The sequence below is a fragment of the Herbaspirillum sp. SJZ107 genome, from assembly GCF_006715485.1.
In the GTDB taxonomy this organism is placed as follows: domain Bacteria; phylum Pseudomonadota; class Gammaproteobacteria; order Burkholderiales; family Burkholderiaceae_D; genus Telluria.
In genome coordinates, this window is record NZ_VFNH01000005.1 from 373672 (window position 1) to 393816 (window position 20145).

Below are 20145 nucleotides of genomic sequence, written 5' to 3' on the forward strand. Positions count from 1 at the left end.
ATAAGCTCCTGATGAATTTCGGAATTCGTCCATTATAGACCCTTGTCGCCGGTCATGCTGAAGCCCCTGCTTCGGCCGCTCCAAAATGAAACACCGGTTCGGCACCGCCGGCAAGCGGTGCCGGCTGATGGGTCAGCTTGCCCGTGACGAGGGCACCGCCGTGCATTTCCAGCAGGCGGTAATGGACATCCCCATGTATGCGGCCTTTCGGCTGTAATTCAAGAAGTTCCGTTGAATAAACAGTCCCGGCGATATAACCATTCACCACCAGGCTGGCACAACGGACCTCGCCCTCGATGCGCGCATGCTCGGATACGATCAGCACGCTCTCGGCGCCCTCGCTGGCGATCACGTTGCCGTGCACCTCGCCGTCGATGCGCAGGCCGCCAGTGAAGATCAGGTCTCCTTCGATGCGTGCGGAAATACCGATCAGGCTATCGATTTCGCTCTTGGCGTTACGACCGAACATGGCAGACCCCTGGCAAAGTGAGCAACACGAAAAATGACTGAGTGCAACATAGTCAATTTACCGTGCCCACCGCCCGAGGCCTTGATCTGCGTCTGCTCGACAATTCCGAGCAGATCCCGGCAGGTTCTTACGGCAACAGCGCGATCTGCTTCAGGCCGGTGCCTTCCGACAGGCCGAACATCAGGTTCATGCACTGCACGGCCTGGCCGGACGCGCCCTTGACCAGGTTGTCCTGCACCACCAGTACCACCACGGTGTTGCCGTTGTCCGGACGGTGCAGCGCGATGCGCAGCATGTTCGAGCCGCGCGTCGAGCGGGTTTCCGGATGCGAGCCGAACGGCATCACGTCGACGAATTCCGCATCGCGGTACTGGTCTTCGAACAGCGCCTGCAGGGCTTCGTTGCTGATGTCCTGGGTCAGGCGCGCGTACAGCGTCGCGTGCATGCCGCGGATCATCGGCACCAGGTGCGGCGTGAAGATCAGGCCAACCTTGTCGCCGGTGAAGCGCTGCAGCTGGGCCGAGGTTTCCGGGGTGTGGCGGTGGCCGTGGACGCCGTAGGCCTTGAAGTTGTCGCTGGCTTCCGAGAACAGCGTGCCGATCTCGGCCTTGCGGCCGGCGCCGGAGACGCCCGACTTGCAGTCGGCGATCAGGTTGCCGGCGTCGACGATGCCGGCCTTCAGCAGCGGGTAGTAGCCCAGCTGCATCGTGGTCGGGTAGCAGCCCGGGTTGGCGATCAGGCGCGCGTTCTTGATCTCATCGCGGTTCAGCTCGGCCAGGCCATAGGCAGCCTCTTCCAGCAGTTGCGGGGCGGTGTGCGGGATCTTGTACCACTTTTCGAACGTGGCCTGGTCCTTCAGGCGGAAGTCGGCGGCCAGGTCGATCACCTTGACGCCGGCGGCCAGCAGTTCCGGCGCCTGCGCCATGGCGACGCCGTGCGGGGTGGCGAAGAACACCACGTCGCACTGCTTCAGGTCGGCCTTGTCCGGGCTCGAGAAGGCGATGTCGACATGGCCGCGCAGCGACGGGAACATGTCGGCGACCGGCAGGCCGTCTTCCTTGCGCGAAGTGATGGCGGTCAGCTGCGCTTCCGGATGGGCTGCGAGCAGCCGCAGCAGTTCCACGCCGGTATAGCCGGTGCCGCCAACGATGCCAACTTTGATCATGTTCTTTCCTTCCCGAGTAATAAGTAAGCGCTATCCATCGCGTATTGGGCGCAATTTTAACAGCCTGACAGGCACAGTGCGCCAGCCTCGCGCTGCGCCAGACGCGGCAATGCTAGGATTTCTGCTGCGATGCACAAACGATTTTCCTGGAGATCCAATGAAACCGATAGCTGAACAAGTGGTTGTGATTACCGGCGCGTCCAGCGGGATCGGCCGTGCCAGCGCCCTCGCCTTCGGCGCACGCGGGGCCAGCGTGGTGCTGGCGGCGCGCAACCGCGAGGCGCTGGAGCATGTCGCCGCGCAGATCGAGGCCAGCGGCGGCAAGGCGCACGTGGTCGTGACCGACGTCGCCGTCTGGGCCCAGGTCGAGCACCTGGCCGCGGAAACGGTGCGCCGTTTCGGCCGCATCGACACCTGGCTCAACAACGCCGCGGTGAACGAACATGCCTCGGTGGTCGACATGACGGTCGAGGAACTGGAACGCATCATCCAGGTCAACCTGATGGGCCAGATCTATGGCGTGAAGGCGGCGCTGGGTCCGATGCGGCGCCAGCGCAGCGGCACCATCATCAACATGGGTTCGGCCGCATCGGATCGGGCGGTGCCGCTGCACTCGGCCTACGTGGCCTCGAAGCACGGCATCGCCGGCTTCACCGACAGCATCCGGCTCGACCTGGCGCACGAAAAGATGCCGATCACCGTCACCCTGATCCAGCCCGGCTTCCTCGACACGCCCTTCTTCCACAATGCGCGCGCCAAGCTCGGCGGGCACCAGTCGCGGCCGATTCCGCCGATCTATGCGCCGGAAGTGGTAGCCGACACCATCCTGTTCGCCGCGACCCACCCGCGCCGCAACCTGGTCGTCGGCGGCCAGGCGGCGCTGGCGATCTTCCTCGAGAAGCTCAGCCCGGGCCTGGTCGACCGGCTGATGCTGGCCCGCGGCGCCGGTTTCCGGCTGCAGACCGAAAGCAAGCCGGACGACCGCTACGACAACCTGTTCGAACCGACCCGCGGCATCGGTGCGGTGCGCGGCACCTGGGGGGAGGAAGCCATCGAATCGAGCTTTTATACGCGCCACATCGAGTACTACCCGAACCGCAAGCGCATGCTATGGGCGGCGCTGGGGATCGGGCTGGTGGCGCTGGCGCGGCGCCGCTGAATATATTCGGGCAACAAAAAAGCCGCCGGCTTTGCAGCGGGCGGCTTTTCGTGGGAAGCAGCACATGTGTGCTGCGATTCCGCGAGGTGAAGCTGAATTAACGCTTCGAGAACTGCTTTGCGCGACGTGCTTTGCGCAGACCAACTTTCTTACGCTCGACTTCACGGGCGTCACGGGTGACGAAACCGGCACGTGCCAGGTCGCCCTTCAGGCCTGCGTCGTAGTCGATCAGTGCACGGGTGATACCGTGGCGCACTGCACCTGCCTGGCCGGACTCGCCGCCGCCATGCACGTTGACTTTGATGTCGAAACGCTCGACGTTGCCGGTCAGTTCCAGCGGCTGACGGATGACCATCAGGCCGGTTTCGCGCGAGAAGTACTCGGCGGCCGGTTTGCCGTTGACAACGATCTGGCCGGTGCCGGCCTTGATGAAGACGCGGGCGACTGCACTCTTGCGACGGCCGGTGCCGTAGTTGTAGTTACCGATCATGTCAGTTCCTTAGATGTCGAGTGCTTGCGGTTGCTGGGCAGCGTGCGGGTGGGTGGCTTCCGCGTACACTTTCAGCTTCTTGATCATTGCGTAGCCCAGCGGGCCCTTCGGCAGCATGCCTTTGACGGCTTTTTCCAGGGCGCGGCCCGGGAAACGCTGTTGCATTTTCAGGAAGTTGGTTTCGTAGATACCGCCCGGGTAGCCCGAGTGACGGTAGTAGGTCTTCTGGGTGGCTTTGGTGCCGGTCACGCGCAGCTTGCCTGCGTTGACGACGACGATGAAGTCACCGGTATCGACGTGCGGAGTGAATTCAGGCTTGTGTTTGCCGCGCAGTCGGAGTGCCACTTCGCTGGCAACACGTCCGAGGACTTTGTCCGTCGCGTCAATCACGTACCAATCGCGCTGGACTTCATGGCCCTTAGCGGAAAAAGTTTTCATGTTGACTTCCTATATCTAGGTATTGAATGCTCAAATGGTGGTTCCGCGCGTCATTAGCGGCGGACTCGGCCTTATTGTCTTTTCCTGAGCAAATGGAAAGCCTGCGATCATAGCCGATTCCGCACACTTCAGTCAAGCCAGCCTTCGTCTTGCGCCAGGTTTAGTTTTCCTTTGCAAAGACAGGCATAGTAGGACGTTTCTTAATGCATATGCGCAACTTTTCATTGACCATGAAAAGAATGCCAATCTAGTATGACCCCACCTTACAAGGAGGTGTCTTGAAACCCAGCCTGAATTTCGGCACGCTGTTCGGCACGCTGCTGCTGGCCGCCATCCTGCCCGGCGCCGCCCAGGCGCAGCACGCTTCTGCCAGGGCGCAGACGCACGGCTGCCACCTGCCCGGCGTCGAAGACGCGCTGCGCTGCCTGAAGCTGCCCGTTCCCCTCGACCCGGCCCGGCCTGGCGCGGCCCATCCCGGCCAGACCATCCAGCTGCACGTGACGATCGCCCCGGCGCTGCGCGAAGGCGCCCGCCCCGATCCGCTGTTCGTGCTGGCCGGCGGCCCCGGCGAAGCCGGCAGCGAAGTGCTGCCGATCCTGAACACCGCCATGCGCCGCGTGCGGCCGACGCGCGACATCGTCTTCATCGACCAGCGCGGCACCGGCCTGTCCGGCAAGCTCGAATGCGAATCCGGCCTGGACGAGGACAGCAGCCTGAGCGACGACGAGATCGACGCCGCCCTGGTCCGCTGCATCCGGGCCAGCAAGGCGCCGTTCGCCGCCTACACCACCGCCAACGCCGCGCGCGACATCGAACAGGTAAGGCGCGCGCTCGGCTACGGCAAGATCAACCTGTGGGGCGGCTCCTACGGCACGCGCCTGGGCCAGGCCTATGCGCGCGCCTATCCGGGCAACGTGCGCACGCTGATCCTGGACGCGGTCGCCGCGCCCGACCAGGTGATCCCGGCCGGCGGCCGCGACAGCCAGGCCGCGCTCGACAAGCTGTTCGGCCAGTGCGATGCCGACCCGGCCTGCCGCAAGGCCTATCCCGGCCTGCGCGCCGAGTTCGACGGCCTGGTCGCCAAGGTCGGCAAGGGCCTGACGATCTCGCTGCCCGATCCGCGCACCGCGCGCCAGGTCGACGTCAAGATGACGGGCGCGCGCCTGCTCGGCACCGTGCACGGCATGCTGTACTCGCCGGCCGACGCGCGCCGCCTGCCCTTCCTGGTGCACAGCGCGGCCCAGGGCCGCTGGCAGCCCTTCGTGGCGCGCCGCAACCTGGGCGCCGACTCCACCCCGGAGGGTTCGTCCGCCACCCTGCTCTACCTGGCGGTGATCTGCGCCGAAGACATGCCGCGCTTCACGCCGGCACTGATCGCCAGCGACGACGCCCCGCTGACGCGCGACTTCGCGCGCCGCCTGCCGGGCCTGTGCCGCGCCATGAACGTGCCGGCCGTGGCGCTGCCGGCGCCCACCACGATCGAAGCGCCAGTACTGCTGCTGTCCGGCGCCCTCGATCCGGTCACGGCGCCGCATCGCGCCGCCAGTGCGGCACAATACATGGCGCATGCCCAGCTCCTGAGCGCCCCCAACGTCGGCCACGGCGTATCGCAACTGGGCTGCGCGCCGCGCCTGCTGCGCGCCTTCCTCGACCATCCGGAGCGGAAAGTCGACGGCAGCTGCCTGAACGAGATTCCCGCACCCACCTTCCAGCTCGGCAGCGCCGGCCCCCAACCCTGATCGAGATCCGGAACATGATCGAAGCACATGAAGTCCGCAAACAATTCGGCCCGGTCCAGGCGCTCGGCGGCGTCAGTTTCACTGCCCGCGATGGCCACATCACGGCCCTGCTCGGCCCCAACGGCGCCGGCAAGACCACCCTGCTGCGCACCCTGGTCGGCATGCTGAAACGCGACCACGGCACCATCGCCGTCGACGGCGTCGACCCGGAACGCGATCCGTTCAAGGTGCGCAGCAACATCGGCTTCCTGACCGACCAGTTCGGCCTGTACGAGCGCCTGTCGACGCGCGAGTACCTGACCTATTTCGGTGAGCTGAACGGCATGAAGAAGGCCGACCTGCGGCGGCGCATCGACGAGGTGTCCGCGATGCTGGCGATGGACGACATCCTGGAACGCCGCAGCAAGGGCTTTTCCCAGGGCCAGCGCATCAAGGTGGCGCTGGCGCGCGCGCTGCTGCACCGCCCGCGCCACCTGCTGCTGGACGAGCCGACGCGCGGCCTCGACGTGATGAGCACGCGCGCGGTGCGCCATGCGCTGGCGAGCCTGCGCGCGGAGGGCTGCTGCGTGGTGATGGCGACCCACGTGATGCAGGAAGTCAGCCACCTGTGCGACGACGTGATCGTGATCGCCAAGGGCCATACCGTGGCCCAGGGCTCGCCCGAGCAGCTGTGCCAGCGCACCGGCATCGCCAACCTGGAAGACGCCTTCGTCAGCCTGGTCGGCACCGATGAAGGGATCGTGGCATGAGGCCGAAACTGCTGGTCGTCTTCCTGAAGGAAGTGCGCGAGACGCTGCGCGACAAGCGCGTGCTCGGCCTGCTCGTCATGTTCACGCTGATGTACCCGATCATGTTCGGCTACATCCTGAACCAGAACATCGAGCGCGCCACCCGCGCCGAGCGCGAAGGCATCGAACTGGCCGTGATCGGCGGGGGCCAGGCGCCGACCCTGATGTCGCAGCTGCGCCAGAAGAACATCACGGTGCGCGACATCCCGGACGCCGGCGAAGAGGCGATCGGCGAGATGCTGCGCGCGAAAAAAGTGGTGGCGGTGCTGCGCCTGCCGCCCAGATTCACCGACAACTACCAGGCCATGCGCCCGGCCCGCATCGAACTGTGGTTCGATTCGGCGACCGAGCAGGACCGGCGCCGGCGCGACGTCGAGGACGTGCTGCGCGCCTACAACGCCAACATCGCCAGCGCGCGCCTGCTGGCGCACGGCGTGTCGCCGGTCACGCTGGGGCCGATCGACCTGCAGCGCTACGACACCGGCACCAACGCCGCGCGCTCGGCCGGCTTCATCGGCAGCCTGATGGGCTTCCTGTTCTTCCCGGCCTTTTTCTGCGGCATGGCGGCCGCGGTCGACAGCACCGCCGGCGAGCGCGAACGCCGTTCGCTCGAGGTGCTGATGGCCCAGCCGGTGCGCACCTGGGAACTGGTTGGCGGCAAGTGGCTGGCCGCGGCCTCGCTGGCGATCGTCGGCATCACGTTTGAATTGATCGTGGCGCACATCGGCCTGTCCTGGCTGCCGCTGGAAGAGATCGGGATGAGCTGGCGCCTGGGCTGGGGCGACCTGGCCAAGCTGTGCCTGGCCTCGGCCCCGCTGCCGCTGTTCGCCGCGGCGGCCCAGATCGCGGTCGCGATGAACGCGCGCTCGTTCAAGGAGGCGCAGAGCACGGTGTCCATCCTCACCTTCGTGCCGATGCTGCCGGGGCTGATCGTGTCGATGATGGACCTGAAAACGGCGACCTGGATGTATGCGGTGCCGATGCTGTCGAACCAGACCCTGATGCGCGAGATCTCGAAAGGCGGCGAGCTCGGCCCGCTGCCCTACGTGCTGACCTTCGCCTGCTCGGCGGTCGCGGCGCTGGCGCTGTTCGCCTTTGCCAGCTGGCGCATGAAGAGCGAGCGCTACGTGCTGGCCGTCTGAACGCCTTGCGATATCAGCTTACAATACAGGCCTCACAAAAAAAGCGGAGAACGCAATGGAAGTCAAAGTCAGCTGGAACGGCCCTTCCGGCATGAGTTTCCGGGCCGAGACCGGCTCGGGCCACCTGGTCAGCATGGATGGCGCACCCGAAGGCGGTGGCCACAACCTGGCGCCGCGTCCGATGGAAATGGTGTTGCTCGGTACCGGCGGCTGCACCGCCTACGACGTGGTCCTGATCCTGAAGCGCGGGCGCGAAGACGTGCGCGGCTGCGACGTGACGCTCAAGGCCGAGCGTGCCGAGGTCGACCCGAAGGTGTTCACCAAGGTGCACTTCCACTTCACGGTCACCGGCCGCAACCTGAAGCCGGCGGCGGTGGAGCGCGCGGTGAACCTGTCGCACGACAAGTACTGCTCGGCGTCGATCATGCTGGCCAAGACGGCCGAGATCACGCACTCCTTCGAGATCGTCGAGGGCTGATCAGATGTAGTACGCGGTGGTGGTCATGACCTTGGCCATCGCCCGCATCGCCATTTTCACCGGCAGCGGCATCTCGGCCGCCCCCATCGCCTGCGCCTTGCCGCCGTGCTCGATCTCGTCGTCGCGCATCTGGGTGACGATGGCGCGCGACTTGGCGTCCTGCGGCGGCAGCTCGTCGAGGTGGCTGTTCAGGTGCGCCTCGACCTGGCGCTCGGTCTCGACCACGAAGCCGAGGCTGACCGCGTCGCCCATGCGCGCCGCCACCGAACCGAGGGCGTAGGCGCCGGCATACCACAGTGGATTCAGCAGGCTCGGCTGCGAACCCAGCTCCGCCAGGCGCTCGGCAGTCCAGGCCAGGTGGTCTTCTTCCTCGCGGCCCGATTCCGCCATCTGGGCGCGCATCGCCGGGGTCGAGGCGTGCTTGCCCTGGGCGTCGTAGAGCGCCTGGGCGCACACTTCGCCGACGTGGTTGACGCGCATCAGGCCGGCGCTGTGGCGCGCTTCCTGGTTGTTGAGTTCGCAGTCGCTGGCCAGCGTGCCCGGATTCGCACGCGCCGCCTTGGCCACGCCGCCCACCACGCGCAGCGCCTTGTCGAAGCCGACGATCAGGTTATCGAAAGGGTTGATGGCTCGTTGAAGGTTGTCCATAGCTTGCAATTTAAGTACGCCTGAAAGCGCCATTATATGCCTTCGCCGGGAGCGTCCTCGCCGCGCTGGGCTTTGTGCGCCTGCAGCCAGTCGTGCAGCGGGCCTGCGACCTCGAGTTTCGAGATGTTCTTGGCCACGCCCAGGTTCAGTTCGAGCAGGAAGGGAATCGAATCGACCGGCACTTCCGGACAGGTCTCGGCGAACAGCGCCATGAAGCGCGCCGAGCGCAGCGTCGGCAGCACGTTCTCGCCGCTCATGAACTGCAGCACGCTGGTGATCGTGTGGCCGCCGCCGAGGCTGTGGTAGATGAAGCGGTTCCAGTCGCGGTCGACCGTCTTGAAGTCGATCGATTCGCGCGTCATCAGCCCGGCCAGGTAATGCAGGCCGGCGGCGACGCGGAACCAGTCGGTCGCTTCGAGCCGGGTACGGCCCTGGCGCGTGATCGCCAGGATTTTTTCCTCGGGAATGGGGATGTCCATGGCCCCATTATGCCCATGCGCGAGATATACACGCAAATGTTGACAAAGTAGACATTCTCTTTTGTCGAGCGTATGCTCGGGCATCGGGCCATTGCGCTCTGACCCCGATTTTTTGCACTCTGGGCGAATGAAAGCGCCGTGTATCGCAACGGCACTCCGGTCGGCGTTCCTTTTTAATACAATGCAACAATCGTGAAAATACACACATTTTCACGTCGTTAAATCGATCGTGCCGGGAGTGTTCATGAAATTAAGCATCCGCAACCTGTCCAAGACCTACGCCAACGGCGTGGTGGCCCTAGACCGGGTGTCGCTGAGCATCCCGCCGGGGATGTTCGGGCTGCTGGGGCCGAACGGCGCCGGCAAGTCGACCCTGATGCGGATCCTGGCGACGCTGCAGGAATGCGACAGCGGCTCGGTCTTCCTCGAAGACATCGACCTGCTCGACGAAAAGGACGAGGTGCGCCGCCTGCTCGGCTACCTGCCGCAGGATTTCGGGGTCTACCCGAAAGTGAGCGCTTATGAATTGCTCGACCATTTCGCGCAGTTGAAAGGCCTGTCGCAGCGCGGCCCGCGGCGCGAAGTCGTCGACGGCCTGCTCCAGCAGACCAATCTGTTCGAGGTGCGCCACCAGAAGCTCGGCACCTTTTCGGGCGGCATGCGCCAGCGCTTCGGCATCGCCCAGGCGCTGCTGGGCGACCCGCAGCTGATCATCGTCGACGAGCCCACCGCCGGCCTCGATCCGCAGGAACGGGTACGCTTCCACAACCTGTTGTCCGACATCGGCGACGACAAGACCGTGATCCTGTCGACCCATATCGTGTCCGACGTGGCCGATTTGTGCGCCAACATGGCGATCATCAACAAGGGTCACGTGCTGCTGTGCGGCGAACCGGCGCGCCTGATCGAAGGCATCGAGGGGCGCATCTGGGCACGCTTCGTCACCAAGCAGGACCTGCCCGACTTCCAGAAGCGCCACACCGTGATCTCGACCCGCCTGCTGACCGGCCGCCCGCTGGTCCACGTGTATGCCGAGCGCTACCCGGGCGACGATTTCGAGCCGATCCACCCGACCCTCGAGGACGTGTACTTCGCCACCATCGCCGGCCGCCACAACGCCCTGCCGGGCAACTGCTGACGCCATGCGTGCCCTGTTCGCCATCGCCGCCTTCGAAGCGCGCCAGCGCCTCAAGCTGCTCTCCACCTGGGTCTATTTCCTGGTCTTCCTGGCGCTGGCGATGCTGTGGATGGGCGCGGCCGGCGGCGCCTTCCGCGACGCCAGCATCTCGTTCGGCGGCCGGGTCCTGATCAACGCCCCGCGCCAGATCGCGATCTGCGCCTCCGTCCTCGGCTGCCTGGGCGTGGTGGTGGCGGCCGCCCTGATGGGGCGCTCGGTGCAGCAGGACTTCGAGCACGAGATGCACCACTTCTTCTTCAGCGCGCCGATTCCCAAGCACGCCTACGTGTTCGGACGCTTCCTCGGCGCACTGGCGACGCTGGCCGTGATCTTCTCGGCGATCCTGCTCGGCCACCTGCTGGGCAGCCTGCTGCCGGCGATCGACCCGGCCCGGGTCGGGCCGTTCTCGCTGGCCGGCTACCTGCGCCCCTACCTGTTCACGCTGCTGCCCAACCTGTTCATCTTCGGCGCCATCTTCTTCATGCTGGCGGCGCTGACGCGGCGCATGCTGCCGGTGTACGTGGCCAGCGTGGTCATGATGATCGGCTACATCGTCGCGCCTTCGCTGGCGCGCGACCTCGACTACAAGACGCTGGCCGCCCTGATCGACCCGTTCGGCACCACCGCCCTGCTGCGCCTGACCGAGTACTGGAGCGTGGCCGAGCGCAACGCCGCCCAGATCCCGCTGGAGGGCGTGTTCCTGGTCAACCGCCTGGTGTGGTCGCTGTTCGCGCTGGTGGTGCTGGTGCTGGGCTACTGGCGCTTCTCCTTCGTCTCAACGCCCTCCGGACGGCGCCAGGTGCGCCCCGAGGGCAACGGTACCGTACCGGCGCCCACGATCGCCGACATCCGCCTGCGTCCCGACTTCGCCGCCCGCAGCCTGGGCCTGCTGCTGGCCAGGAGCAGCTGGCTGAATTTCCGCGAAGCGGTCAAGAACGTGTACTTCGCCGTGATCGCGCTGGCCGGCGTGCTGGTACTGGTGGCCAGTTCCTTCGGCCTGGGCGCCATCTACGGCACCAGGACCTATCCGGTCACCTACATGCTGCTGGAGCTGATCCGCGACGTGTTCGCGCTGTTCGTGCTGGTGGTCACCGCGCTGTATGCGGGCGAGATGGTATGGCGCGAACGCGAGGCGCGCATGGGCCAGATGATCGATGCGCTGCCGGTGCCGAGCTGGCTGCCGCTGGCGGCCAAGACCATCGCGCTGGTCGGCCTGCAGGCGCTGCTGCTGGGGGTGGCGATGCTGTGCGGGATGGCGATCCAGCTGGCCCACGGCTACCTGGCGCTGGAACCCGGGCTGTACCTGCACACCCTGTTCGGCATCCTGCTGCCACAGTATGCGCTGCTGGCGGTGCTGGCGATCGCGCTGCAGGCCATCATCAACCAGCGCTACATGGCGTATTTCGCGCTGGTGCTGTACTACGTCGCCACCCTCACCCTGTCCGGCTTCGGATTCGGGCATCCGATGCTGCTGTACGCGAACCTGCCGGACATCACCTATTCGGCGATGAACGGCTTCGGCAACGCGCTGCCGCTGCGGCGCGCGCTGCTGGCCTACTGGGGCGGCGCGGCGCTGATGCTGGCGACGCTGGCGCTGGTGCTGTGGCCGCGCGGCGTCAGCGACAGTGTCAAGGAGCGCCTGCACCTGGCGCGGCGCCGCCTGCGCCTGCCGGTGCTGGCGGCGTTCGGCATCGGCGCCCTGCTGTTCGGCGGCAGCGGCGCCCTGCTGTGGTACAACCTCGAACACCTGGGCGCCTATCAGACGGCATGGCGCCAGGATGCGCTGCGCGCCGAGTACGAGCAGCGCTACAGGAAAAGCCTGGCCACGCTGGCGCAGCCGCGCATCGCCGAAGTGCGCCTGCAGGTCGACATCGTGCCCGAGACGCGCACGCTGAAAATCCGCGGCTTCTACCAGCTGGACAACCGCAGCGGCCGCCCGATCCGCGACATCGTCGTGACGATGCAGCCGGGGCCGAAGCTGCAGCCGCGCCTGTCGCAGCCGGCACGGCTGGTAGCCGCCGACCCGGAGCACGGCGTCTGGCGCTACGTGCTGGACGCGCCGCTGCCGCCGGGCGTGCGCATGGGTCTCGATTTCGAGATGGAAGACGCGCCCGGCGGCATCCTCGGCCTCGGCCGCGACACCGCGGTGGTCGGCAACGGCACCTATTTTTCGAACGCGATCCTGCCTCACATCGGCTACCAGCCATTCATGGAGTTGCAGGACGACCGCGACCGCCGCCGCCACGGCCTCGGTCCGCGCCCGCGCATGGCGGCGCGCGAAGACGGCGCCGCGCGCGCCAACAACTACCTCGGCAACGATGCCGACTGGATCGGCTTCGGCGCCGTGGTCAGCACCAGCCCGGACCAGACCGTGGTGGCACCGGGCACGCTCGAGCAGGAGTGGATGGACAAGGGACGCCGCTACTTCCACTTCCGCATGGACAAGCCGATCCTGAACGTCTACACCTTCCAGTCGGCGCGCTACGAAGTGCGCCACGACCGCTGGCAGGACACGACCATCGACGTCTACTACCATCCGGGCCACGAATTCAACGTCGACCGCATGATCCGCGGCGCCAAGGCGGCGCTGGCCTACGGCGCCAGGCATTTCAGCCCCTACCAGCAGCGCGAGCTGCGCATCGCCGAATTCCCGCGCTACGCTTCCTTCGCCCAGGCCGCGCCGGGCACCATCCCGTTCTCGGAAAGCGCCGGCTTCATCGCCAGGGTCGACCCGGATTCGCGCAAGGACATCGACTATCCGTATTACGTCAGCGCGCACGAGGTCGGTCACCAGTGGTGGGGCCACCAGATCGTCGGCGCCGCTGCGCGCGGCTCCACCGTGCTGTCGGAGAGCCTGGCCGAGTACACCGCGCTGATGACGATGAAGAACACGGTCGGCGCCGGCAGGATGCGGCGCTTCCTGCGCTACGACCTGGACGAATACCTGATGGGACGCGCCACCGAGAACAAGAAGGAATTGCCGCTGGCGCAGAACGAAAACCAGGGCTACATCCACTACCGCAAGGGCAGCCTGGCGATGTACCTGCTGCAGGACCTGCTGGGCGAGGACGTGGTCAATGGCGTGCTGCACGGGCTGCTGGCCGATTTCGCCTTCCGGGCGGCGCCCTACCCCACGGTGTCGACGCTGGTCGAGCGCCTGCGCGCCGTCACCCCGCCCGACAAGGCTTACCTGATCGACGACCTGTTCGAATCGATCGTCCTGTATGAGAACCGTGCCGACAGCGTCGCCGCGCGGCGCCTGCCGGACGGCCGCTATGCGGTCACGATCCACGCCAGCGCGGGCAAGGTGCGCGCCGGCGAACTGGGCGAGGAAAAGCCGGCCGCGCTGGCCGACTACATCGAATTCGGCGTCGACGACGGCGACGGCAACCCGCTGGCGCGCGCGCGGCACCGGGTGACGGCGGCGTCGCAAACCGTGACGTTTACCGTGACGGGGAGGCCCGCGCGGGCCGGGATTGACCCCGACAATAAATTGATTGACAGAAAGCCCACAGACAACATGTTACCTGTCGACATGCCCTAGAGTTCCAGATATTATTCAACCATATTTGTGTCAGGAGTATTACGAATGTCTACCGTTGCCGAACTGGCTGTCCAGATCCAGCAACTGTCCGCTGCGGACAAGCACGACCTGCTGCGCTTGCTGTTGACGGACAGCGACGAGCCCGAGCAGGATGCCGACGAAGCCTGGCGCGCCGAGATCGTGCGCCGTGTGAAAGCCATCCACAATGGCGAGGCGGCGCTGCGTGCGTTGCAGGAAGACTGACACCGGCAGGATGCGTGCCGCGCCCTTCTTGGCGCCGGGCGTAAAAAAACCGCGACGCCGGATGGGTCGCGGTTTTTTTTATTGTCCGTCAGATTGAACACGTCGTCCGCGCAGGCGGGGATCCAAGTTTGCTCGCGTAACGGCTGCGCATGAAACTTGGGTTCCCGCCTTCGCGGGAACGACGTGTTTGGAAGCGGGCCGAAATCAGGCAGTGACTTTTTTCACCGCCGCCGCCTTCTTGGCCGGCGCCTTCTTCGCGGCTACGGTCTTGGCCGCCGCAGTCTTGGTTGCCGCCTTGGCAGTTGCCTTGGTGGCGATCGGCTTGGCGGCAGGCTTGCGCGCCGTCGTCTTCGCCGCCACTGCAACGCCGCCGCCCTCTTCGCCCTCGCCCGCGTCGGTCTTGGCCTTCGCACCCAGCTTGGCCTTGCGCTCCTCGAACTCGAAGCTGATCTTGCCGTCCTTGCCGCGCACCAGGTAAGCCTTGAATGGACGGCGCGTACGCTGCGAGATGAAGCCCGGCAGCAGGTCGGTCTTGCCCTCGTTCAGCAGCTTGGCCATCTGCTCGGGCAGGATTTCCTGCTGCAGGATGATGCGGCCGCTGCGGAAATCGCAGGTCTTCGGCTTGGCGACCTGGTGTTCGCACACGTAGGCCAGGCCCATCTCGTAGACGCCGCCGTTGCACTTCGGGCACGGGCCGAGCGCGGTCTGGCCGGTGAAGTCGACGCCTTCGCCCTCTTCGCCCTCGTCCTGGTCCTGGCCGAAGTCGAATTCCAGCTTGAAGTTGCGGATCTCTTCGTCGCGCACGATGCGCAGGATGGCGGCGAACGGACGGCCCATCTTCGAGCGGAAGCCCTGCAGCGGACCGATGGTGCGGTTCTGCAGGAGTTCCTCGACTTCCTCGATCTCGAACTGGCGCCCGCCGGGTACCTTGGTCATCGAGAAATCGCACTGGGTGCAGGCGAAGCGGCGGTAGTTTTCCTTGACCACGCCGGCGCAGTTCGGGCACGGCGTCTTGAGGGTCGCGTACTCGCCCGGGATGGTGTCGTTGCTGTACTCCTTGGCACGCTTGACGATAATTTCCGTCATCTCGGCGATCTCGCGCATAAATTCTTCGCGCGAAATCTTGCCTTTTTCCATCTGCGACAGCTTGTATTCCCAGTCGCCGGTCAGTTCCGGTGCGGTCAGCTCGTTCACGCCCAGGCCGCGCAGCAGCGTCATCAGCTGGAACGCCTTGGCGGTCGGGATCATCTCGCGGCCTTCGCGGATCAGGTATTTCTCGGTCAGCAGGCCTTCGATGATGGCGGCGCGCGTGGCCGGCGTGCCCAGGCCCTTGCCGGCCATGGCGTCGCGCAGCTCGTCGGAATCGACCAGCTTGCCCGCGCCTTCCATTGCCGACAGCAGGGTCGCTTCGTTGTAGCGTGCCGGCGGCTTGGTGACCAGGGCGTTCGGCGTGACCTTGTCCGTGCTGACCTGCTCGCCCTTGGCGACCGGGACCAGGCTGGCGCCGTCCTTGTCGTCGCCGGTGGTGTCCTTGCCGTACACCGCCAGCCAGCCGGGGTTGGTCATTACCTTGCCCTCGGTCTTGAACTGGTGGCCAGCGACTTCGGTGAAGCGGGTCGTGACCAGGAACTCGGCGGCCGGGAAGAACACCGCCATGAAGCGGCGCGTGACCAGGTCGTACAGCTTCTGTTCCGGCTCGGACAGGTTCTTCGGCACCACGCCGGTCGGGATGATCGCGAAGTGGTCCGAGATCTTGCTGTTGTCGAAGATACGCTTGTTCGGCTTGACCCAGCCCTTATCGAGGATCTGCTTGGCGAACTGGTGATAGTTCGCATTGCCCTTCAGCACCTCGAGCGTGGTCTTGACGGTGCCGATGTAGTCTTCCGGCAGCGCGCGCGCATCGGTACGCGGGTAGGTCAGCACCTTGTGTTTTTCGTACAGCGCCTGGGCCAGGCCCAGCGTGTTCTTGGCCGAGAAGCCGAAGCGGCCGTTGGCTTCGCGCTGGAGCGAGGTCAGGTCGAACAGGGCCGGCGCCATCGAGGTGGTCGGCTTCGATTCCTCGGTGACGACACCCGGCTTGCCCAGGCAGGCGGCGACGATGGCCTCGGCCTCGGCCTTCGACCACAGGCGCTCGGGGCGCTTTTCCGGATCGTTCTCGTCCTTCTTGAACTTGGTGTCGAGCCAGCGCCCTTCGTACATGCCGGCGGCGGCGCCGAACTCGGCGCGCACTTCCCAGTAGTCGCGCGGTACGAAGCGGCGGATCTTTTCTTCGCGCTCGACCACGATCGACAGGGTCGGCGTCTGCACCCGGCCGACGGTGGTCAGGAAGAAGCCGCCTTCCTTCGAGTTGAAGGCAGTCATGGCGCGGGTGCCGTTGATGCCGATCAGCCAGTCCGCTTCGGAACGGCAGCGCGCGGCGTCCGCCAGCGGCAGCATTTCCTGGTCGCTGCGCAGGTGGGCGAAACCGTCGCGGATCGCGGTCGGGGTCATCGACTGCAGCCACAGGCGCTTGACCGATTGCTTGGCCTTGGCGTTCTGGGCGATCAGGCGGAAGATCAGTTCACCTTCGCGGCCCGCGTCGCATGCGTTGATCAGGGTGTCGACGTCCTTGCGCTTGATCAGCTTGTTCAACACCTTGAGGCGCGATTCGGTCTTGGCGATCGGATTCAGCGCGAAATACGGCGGGATCATCGGCAGGTGGGTGAAGCTCCACTTGCCGCGCTTGACGTCATACTCTTCCGGCACCGCGATTTCCAGCAGGTGGCCGACGGCCGACGACAGCACGTAATCGTCGGATTCGAAATACTCATCGTGCTTGGTAAAGCCGCCGAGCGCCTTGGCGATATCGTTCGCCACGGAAGGCTTTTCGGCAATGATGAGGGCTTTAGTCATAGGGTTGTCTCGTACGTGTTCGGTGGCGGCGGCTCGCGCATCATACAGCAGTCGCTGGATGCGGCCTGACGGGAATCTTGTCCCGCTGATATCTTATTAGTAACAATTGGCAGATAGCGGCAAATGATAAGCGCGTTGACGCGCTGTCCGCAAGTAGACTGTGCCTGTCTTACTTTTTGGCAAAATACGCTTCATCTTGCCTCAATGCAAGAAAAAACGGGGCCGCAGCCCCGTTTTGTCCATCCACAGCATGGGAATTCAATGCAACAAGCGCGGCTCGGCGTCTTCGTCGTCGGAGCCGAACAGGTCGTCGAACATCAGTGCGTCCGGCTCCTTGCCCTGGCTCCACAGGAGCATCAGGACGATGATCTTCAGCTTGCCGAGGGTGACCGGCGATTCGTCCAGCGCCAGTGCGCGTTCGATGACGATTTCGCGCTGCATGGCACTCAGCAGGCCGGCCAGTTCCAGGAACTGGATGAAGCCGACGGCGGCGCTACCGAGGGTATCGGTTTCCTGTGCAATATAAAAACGGGTGCCGCTCGATTCGAGGAAAGGATCGACGGCGCTGGCCATTTCGGTCAGTCCGTTCAACCAGTCCAGCGCCTCGGTGATCTCGACATCGTCGAAACCGACGGCAGACAGCTTGCGCGCCAGGGCTGCCGGCTCGGGGCAGGCATCGGGACGATAATACGTCTCGTAGAGGTAGACTAGGATGTCGAACATAGTGACGCTACTGTAGCAGTTAAGCTCGGCGCGGCACAAGTGTGGCACGCGGACAGTTGCCAGCCGGAAAACATCAACGTTGTTTATCGGCCTTATTCACTTCGCTATGTAGTTTCGACATTTTGTGTTGGAATCCCGTTTTACTACCCCTGCCGCATATTCTTCGTTTTCACACTTTTATTCAGCGCGTACGATTCTTTGAAATTGCCCACCCGGCAGCCGCTCGACCGTGCCGGCCAGTTCCAGCAACAGCAGCCGCGTACTGAGTTCGCCCGGCGTGCCGCCGACCAGCGCCAGCAGGGTGTCGGCTTCGACCGGGTCGTGGCCGATGGCGGCCAGCAGGCTGTCGTCTTCTGCAGATGAAACCGCTTCCGCTTCCGCCTCCGCCGCCGGCAACCGCGGCAAGGGCCGCCGTCCGGCCAGCGGCGACCAGGCCATCGCTTCCAGCACGTCGCCGGCGCCGTCGACCAGCTTGGCGCCTTCGCGGATCAGCAGGTGGCAGCCCTTGGACAATGCCGCATGGATCGAGCCCGGAATCGCGAACACTTCCCTGCCCTGCTCGGCGGCCTGGCGCGCCGTGATCAAGGAGCCGGACTGGGCCGCGGCTTCGACCACCAGCACGCCGGCTGCCAGCCCGCTGATGATCCGGTTACGTTTTGGGAAATTGCCCGGCAAGGGTGGCGTACCGACCGGGTATTCGCTGACGATGCAGCCATCGGCGGCGATGCGCTCGCACAGCGCGCGGTTGCGTGCCGGGTAGACCAGGTCGGGGCCGGTGCCGATCACGGCGACCGTGCTGCCCGCGCCCTTGAGCGCGCCTTCGTGCGCGGCCGCGTCGACGCCCAGCGCCAGGCCGGACACGATCGCCAGGCCGGCCCGCGACAAGGCTTCGGCGAAGGCCAGCGCATTCGCCTTGCCCTGGGTGCTGGCATTGCGGCTGCCGACGATGGCCAGCGCAGGGCCGGCCAGCAAGTCCGGACATCCTTTTATATAGAGCAGCAGCGGTGGATCGGGGATGGCCGCCAGCAAGTCGGGGTAGCCGGGCTGGCCCAGCGCCAGCACCGTGTGGCCGGGCTGCTCCATCCAGCGCAGCGTGGCGTCGACCAGGCGCAGGGTATCGGCGGAAGCGGGCTGCCGGATGGCGCGCACCTGCGCCGGGCTCAGGTGCGCGGCCAGTAGCGCGTGATCGGCGGCGAAGATGGCGTCGGGGCTGCCGAATGCGGCCAGCAAGGCCGGCGCGGTGCGCGGACCGACGCCGTGCGTGCGTTCGAACCGCATCCAGGCCGCCAGCTCGGCTGGCGACATCGACACGGACACATCGGTGAAGGAGTCCGTGTCCTGCACGGTAGGGTTACTCCGGTGATTTCGCCACGTCGCCGATTCGCACCGGTCCCGTCACTTGCATGATCAGGCCGTACGACACGTGCCCGAAGACCCGGAAGATGAACAGTTCGCCAATTTGTTCGTCCGGGAGCCGCAACTTGTCCTTGCCGAAGCCGAGGAAGCCTTTGCTGCCCGGGTCCGTTACGGTCTGGCCCAGATGATAGAGCTGCAGCACGGCGCCGACATCGAGTCCGTCAAGCGAACCCCGATTGACAGCCACGACCTGGTTCTGGCTGGCGTTGATCATCTCGTCCGGCACCGCCATCACGCGCCCTGCCACCGGCTGCGCCGGCGCATGCGGCACGTAGTTGCGCACCGGGGCCGGCGGCATCGGCAGCAGGCGGTCGCCGACGCCCATTTCCTGCAGCGAACGGGTGACTTCCACGGTATGCACGTCGACGCCCGGCTTGGCCACGCTCACCACGCGCACGGTGCCGACGAAAGCGGCCTCCCAGGCGGCGACCTTGCCGGTGTCGGGGTCGATCATCTGCTTGCCCGGACGGAACACCTGGAAGCTGGTGGCGCCGCGCAGGTCGCCGCGCACGTAGGCGCGGTTGCCTTCGCCCAGCCAGACCCGCTCTTCCTGGGTGGCGGCGATGCGCGGGGTGGCGTCCAGGGCGCCGGCCTCGACCACGAGCGGCTGGGTCAGGAAGGGTTCGATCGCGGCCGCCGGAATCGACGGCACCGCGCCGTCCGGGCCCATGCCCTCGGTGCGCAGCTGCGGCGACAGGCGCGTCAGCGGCGGCTGGCCGGCATTCGCGTCGGGTGCGCCGGGGCGGGTCAGCGTCAAGCGGCCGTGGGCACGGTCGAAATAAATGATCTGGCCCGGATAGATCCAGTGCGGGTTGCGGATCTCGTCGCGGTTCATGCCCCACACTTGCGGCCAGCACCACGGATGCTCGAGGAAGGTGCCGGAAATGTCCCACAGGGTATCGCCCTTGACCACGCGATGCTGGTCGGGCGCGTTCGGACGGAAGGTGCAATTGGTGGCGGCCTGGGCCGGCGCGAGCGTTGCGCAGACGAGCGCGGCAACGGCGGCGCTGCGGACCAGGAGCGAGGAGGCAGCGCGTGTGCTAAAATTTTTCATCAGAGAGTCCGAAAAGTGCGGCATTGACGGAATGGCTGCCACAGCGCGAGACACGGCAAAGGTTGCCGCACTGAATCAAATTCTGCCGAGAAATCCTTGAA

The 20145-nt window shown here is 65.6% G+C and carries 18 protein-coding genes; 8 read left to right on the forward strand and 10 right to left on the reverse strand.

Annotated elements, in window-relative coordinates; all coding sequences use genetic code 11:
• Positions 1 to 52: 52 nt before the first annotated feature.
• Both FBX97_RS27420 and argC read right to left on the reverse strand, forming a co-directional pair.
• Positions 53 to 469 (reverse strand): polymer-forming cytoskeletal protein, encoded by a 417-nt coding sequence (locus FBX97_RS27420; RefSeq protein WP_141838778.1) that lies wholly within the window; start codon positions 467 to 469, stop codon positions 53 to 55.
• 127 nt (positions 470 to 596) lie between these two features.
• Positions 597 to 1634 (reverse strand): N-acetyl-gamma-glutamyl-phosphate reductase, encoded by a 1038-nt coding sequence (gene argC / locus FBX97_RS27425; RefSeq protein WP_141838781.1) that lies wholly within the window; start codon positions 1632 to 1634, stop codon positions 597 to 599.
• Positions 1635 to 1791: 157 nt separating this feature from the next.
• On the opposite strand from argC, the gene FBX97_RS27430 reads away from it, so the two are divergent.
• A complete protein-coding gene (locus FBX97_RS27430; protein WP_141838782.1) occupies positions 1792 to 2793 on the forward strand; it encodes an SDR family oxidoreductase in 1002 nt (333 codons plus the stop codon).
• 97 nt (positions 2794 to 2890) lie between these two features.
• On the opposite strand, the gene rpsI is transcribed toward FBX97_RS27430, so the two are convergent.
• Together rpsI and rplM are read right to left on the reverse strand one after the other, a co-directional pair.
• Positions 2891 to 3283 (reverse strand): 30S ribosomal protein S9, encoded by a 393-nt coding sequence (gene rpsI, locus FBX97_RS27435; protein ID WP_141838785.1) that lies wholly within the window; start codon positions 3281 to 3283, stop codon positions 2891 to 2893.
• 9 nt (positions 3284 to 3292) lie between these two features.
• Positions 3293 to 3721 (reverse strand): 50S ribosomal protein L13, encoded by a 429-nt coding sequence (rplM, locus tag FBX97_RS27440; RefSeq protein WP_141838788.1) that lies wholly within the window; start codon positions 3719 to 3721, stop codon positions 3293 to 3295.
• Between the two features lie 278 nt (positions 3722 to 3999).
• Here rplM and FBX97_RS27445 point away from each other — a divergent pair, with 278 nt between their 5' ends.
• From FBX97_RS27445 to FBX97_RS27460, 4 genes are read left to right on the forward strand one after another with little or no spacing between them, the layout of a single operon-like run.
• Positions 4000 to 5460, forward strand: a complete 1461-nt coding sequence (locus FBX97_RS27445; protein WP_255517659.1) for an alpha/beta fold hydrolase — start codon at positions 4000 to 4002, stop codon at positions 5458 to 5460.
• Positions 5461 to 5474: 14 nt separating this feature from the next.
• Entirely contained in the window at positions 5475 to 6209 is a 735-nt protein-coding gene (locus tag FBX97_RS27450) for an ATP-binding cassette domain-containing protein (RefSeq protein WP_141838790.1), read from the forward strand.
• A complete protein-coding gene (locus FBX97_RS27455; RefSeq protein WP_141838792.1) occupies positions 6206 to 7390 on the forward strand; it encodes an ABC transporter permease in 1185 nt (394 codons plus the stop codon). The genes FBX97_RS27450 and FBX97_RS27455 overlap by 4 nt, the downstream gene beginning before the upstream one ends.
• A 55-nt stretch (positions 7391 to 7445) precedes the next feature.
• Positions 7446 to 7868: an OsmC family protein gene (locus FBX97_RS27460; RefSeq protein WP_141838794.1), complete on the forward strand. Its 423-nt coding sequence runs from the start codon at positions 7446 to 7448 to the stop codon at positions 7866 to 7868.
• Here the strand turns inward: FBX97_RS27460 and coq7 are convergent, their stop codons facing one another.
• A complete protein-coding gene (coq7, locus tag FBX97_RS27465) occupies positions 7869 to 8516 on the reverse strand; it encodes a 2-polyprenyl-3-methyl-6-methoxy-1,4-benzoquinone monooxygenase (RefSeq protein ID WP_141838796.1) in 648 nt (215 codons plus the stop codon).
• A gap of 32 nt (positions 8517 to 8548) precedes the next feature.
• On the reverse strand, positions 8549 to 8995 hold the full coding sequence (locus FBX97_RS27470) for a hypothetical protein (RefSeq protein ID WP_141838798.1): 447 nt from the start codon (positions 8993 to 8995) through the stop codon (positions 8549 to 8551).
• 244 nt (positions 8996 to 9239) lie between these two features.
• Here FBX97_RS27470 and FBX97_RS27475 point away from each other — a divergent pair, with 244 nt between their 5' ends.
• Genes FBX97_RS27475 through FBX97_RS27485 form a run of 3 tightly spaced genes read left to right on the forward strand, consistent with a single transcriptional unit; the run spans position 9240 to position 13959 of the window.
• Entirely contained in the window at positions 9240 to 10133 is an 894-nt protein-coding gene (locus tag FBX97_RS27475; RefSeq protein WP_141838800.1) for an ABC transporter ATP-binding protein, read from the forward strand.
• A 4-nt stretch (positions 10134 to 10137) separates the two neighbouring features.
• The gene (locus FBX97_RS27480) at positions 10138 to 13716 is read left to right on the forward strand and encodes a M1 family aminopeptidase (protein WP_141838802.1); all 3579 of its coding nucleotides are present in this window, start codon (positions 10138 to 10140) and stop codon (positions 13714 to 13716) included.
• A 45-nt stretch (positions 13717 to 13761) separates the two neighbouring features.
• Positions 13762 to 13959 carry an addiction module protein gene (locus FBX97_RS27485; protein WP_141838804.1) on the forward strand — a complete coding sequence of 66 codons (198 nt, stop codon included), beginning with the start codon at positions 13762 to 13764 and terminating at the stop codon, positions 13957 to 13959.
• A gap of 204 nt (positions 13960 to 14163) precedes the next feature.
• Here FBX97_RS27485 and FBX97_RS27490 read toward each other — a convergent pair whose 3' ends face one another.
• The 4 genes from FBX97_RS27490 to FBX97_RS27505 all read right to left on the reverse strand — a co-directional run bounded on the left by FBX97_RS27490 (position 14164) and on the right by FBX97_RS27505 (position 20044).
• Positions 14164 to 16851, reverse strand: a complete 2688-nt coding sequence (locus FBX97_RS27490) for a DNA topoisomerase III (RefSeq protein ID WP_141838806.1) — start codon at positions 16849 to 16851, stop codon at positions 14164 to 14166.
• A gap of 258 nt (positions 16852 to 17109) precedes the next feature.
• Positions 17110 to 17574 (reverse strand): DUF494 family protein, encoded by a 465-nt coding sequence (locus tag FBX97_RS27495; RefSeq protein WP_141838808.1) that lies wholly within the window; start codon positions 17572 to 17574, stop codon positions 17110 to 17112.
• A 177-nt stretch (positions 17575 to 17751) separates the two neighbouring features.
• Complete coding sequence (gene dprA, locus FBX97_RS27500) at positions 17752 to 18879, reverse strand: DNA-processing protein DprA (RefSeq protein ID WP_141838996.1); 1128 nt, start codon at positions 18877 to 18879, stop codon at positions 17752 to 17754.
• Positions 18880 to 18925: 46 nt separating this feature from the next.
• The gene (locus FBX97_RS27505; protein WP_141838810.1) at positions 18926 to 20044 is read right to left on the reverse strand and encodes a LysM peptidoglycan-binding domain-containing protein; all 1119 of its coding nucleotides are present in this window, start codon (positions 20042 to 20044) and stop codon (positions 18926 to 18928) included.
• Between the last annotated feature and the right edge of the window lie 101 nt (positions 20045 to 20145).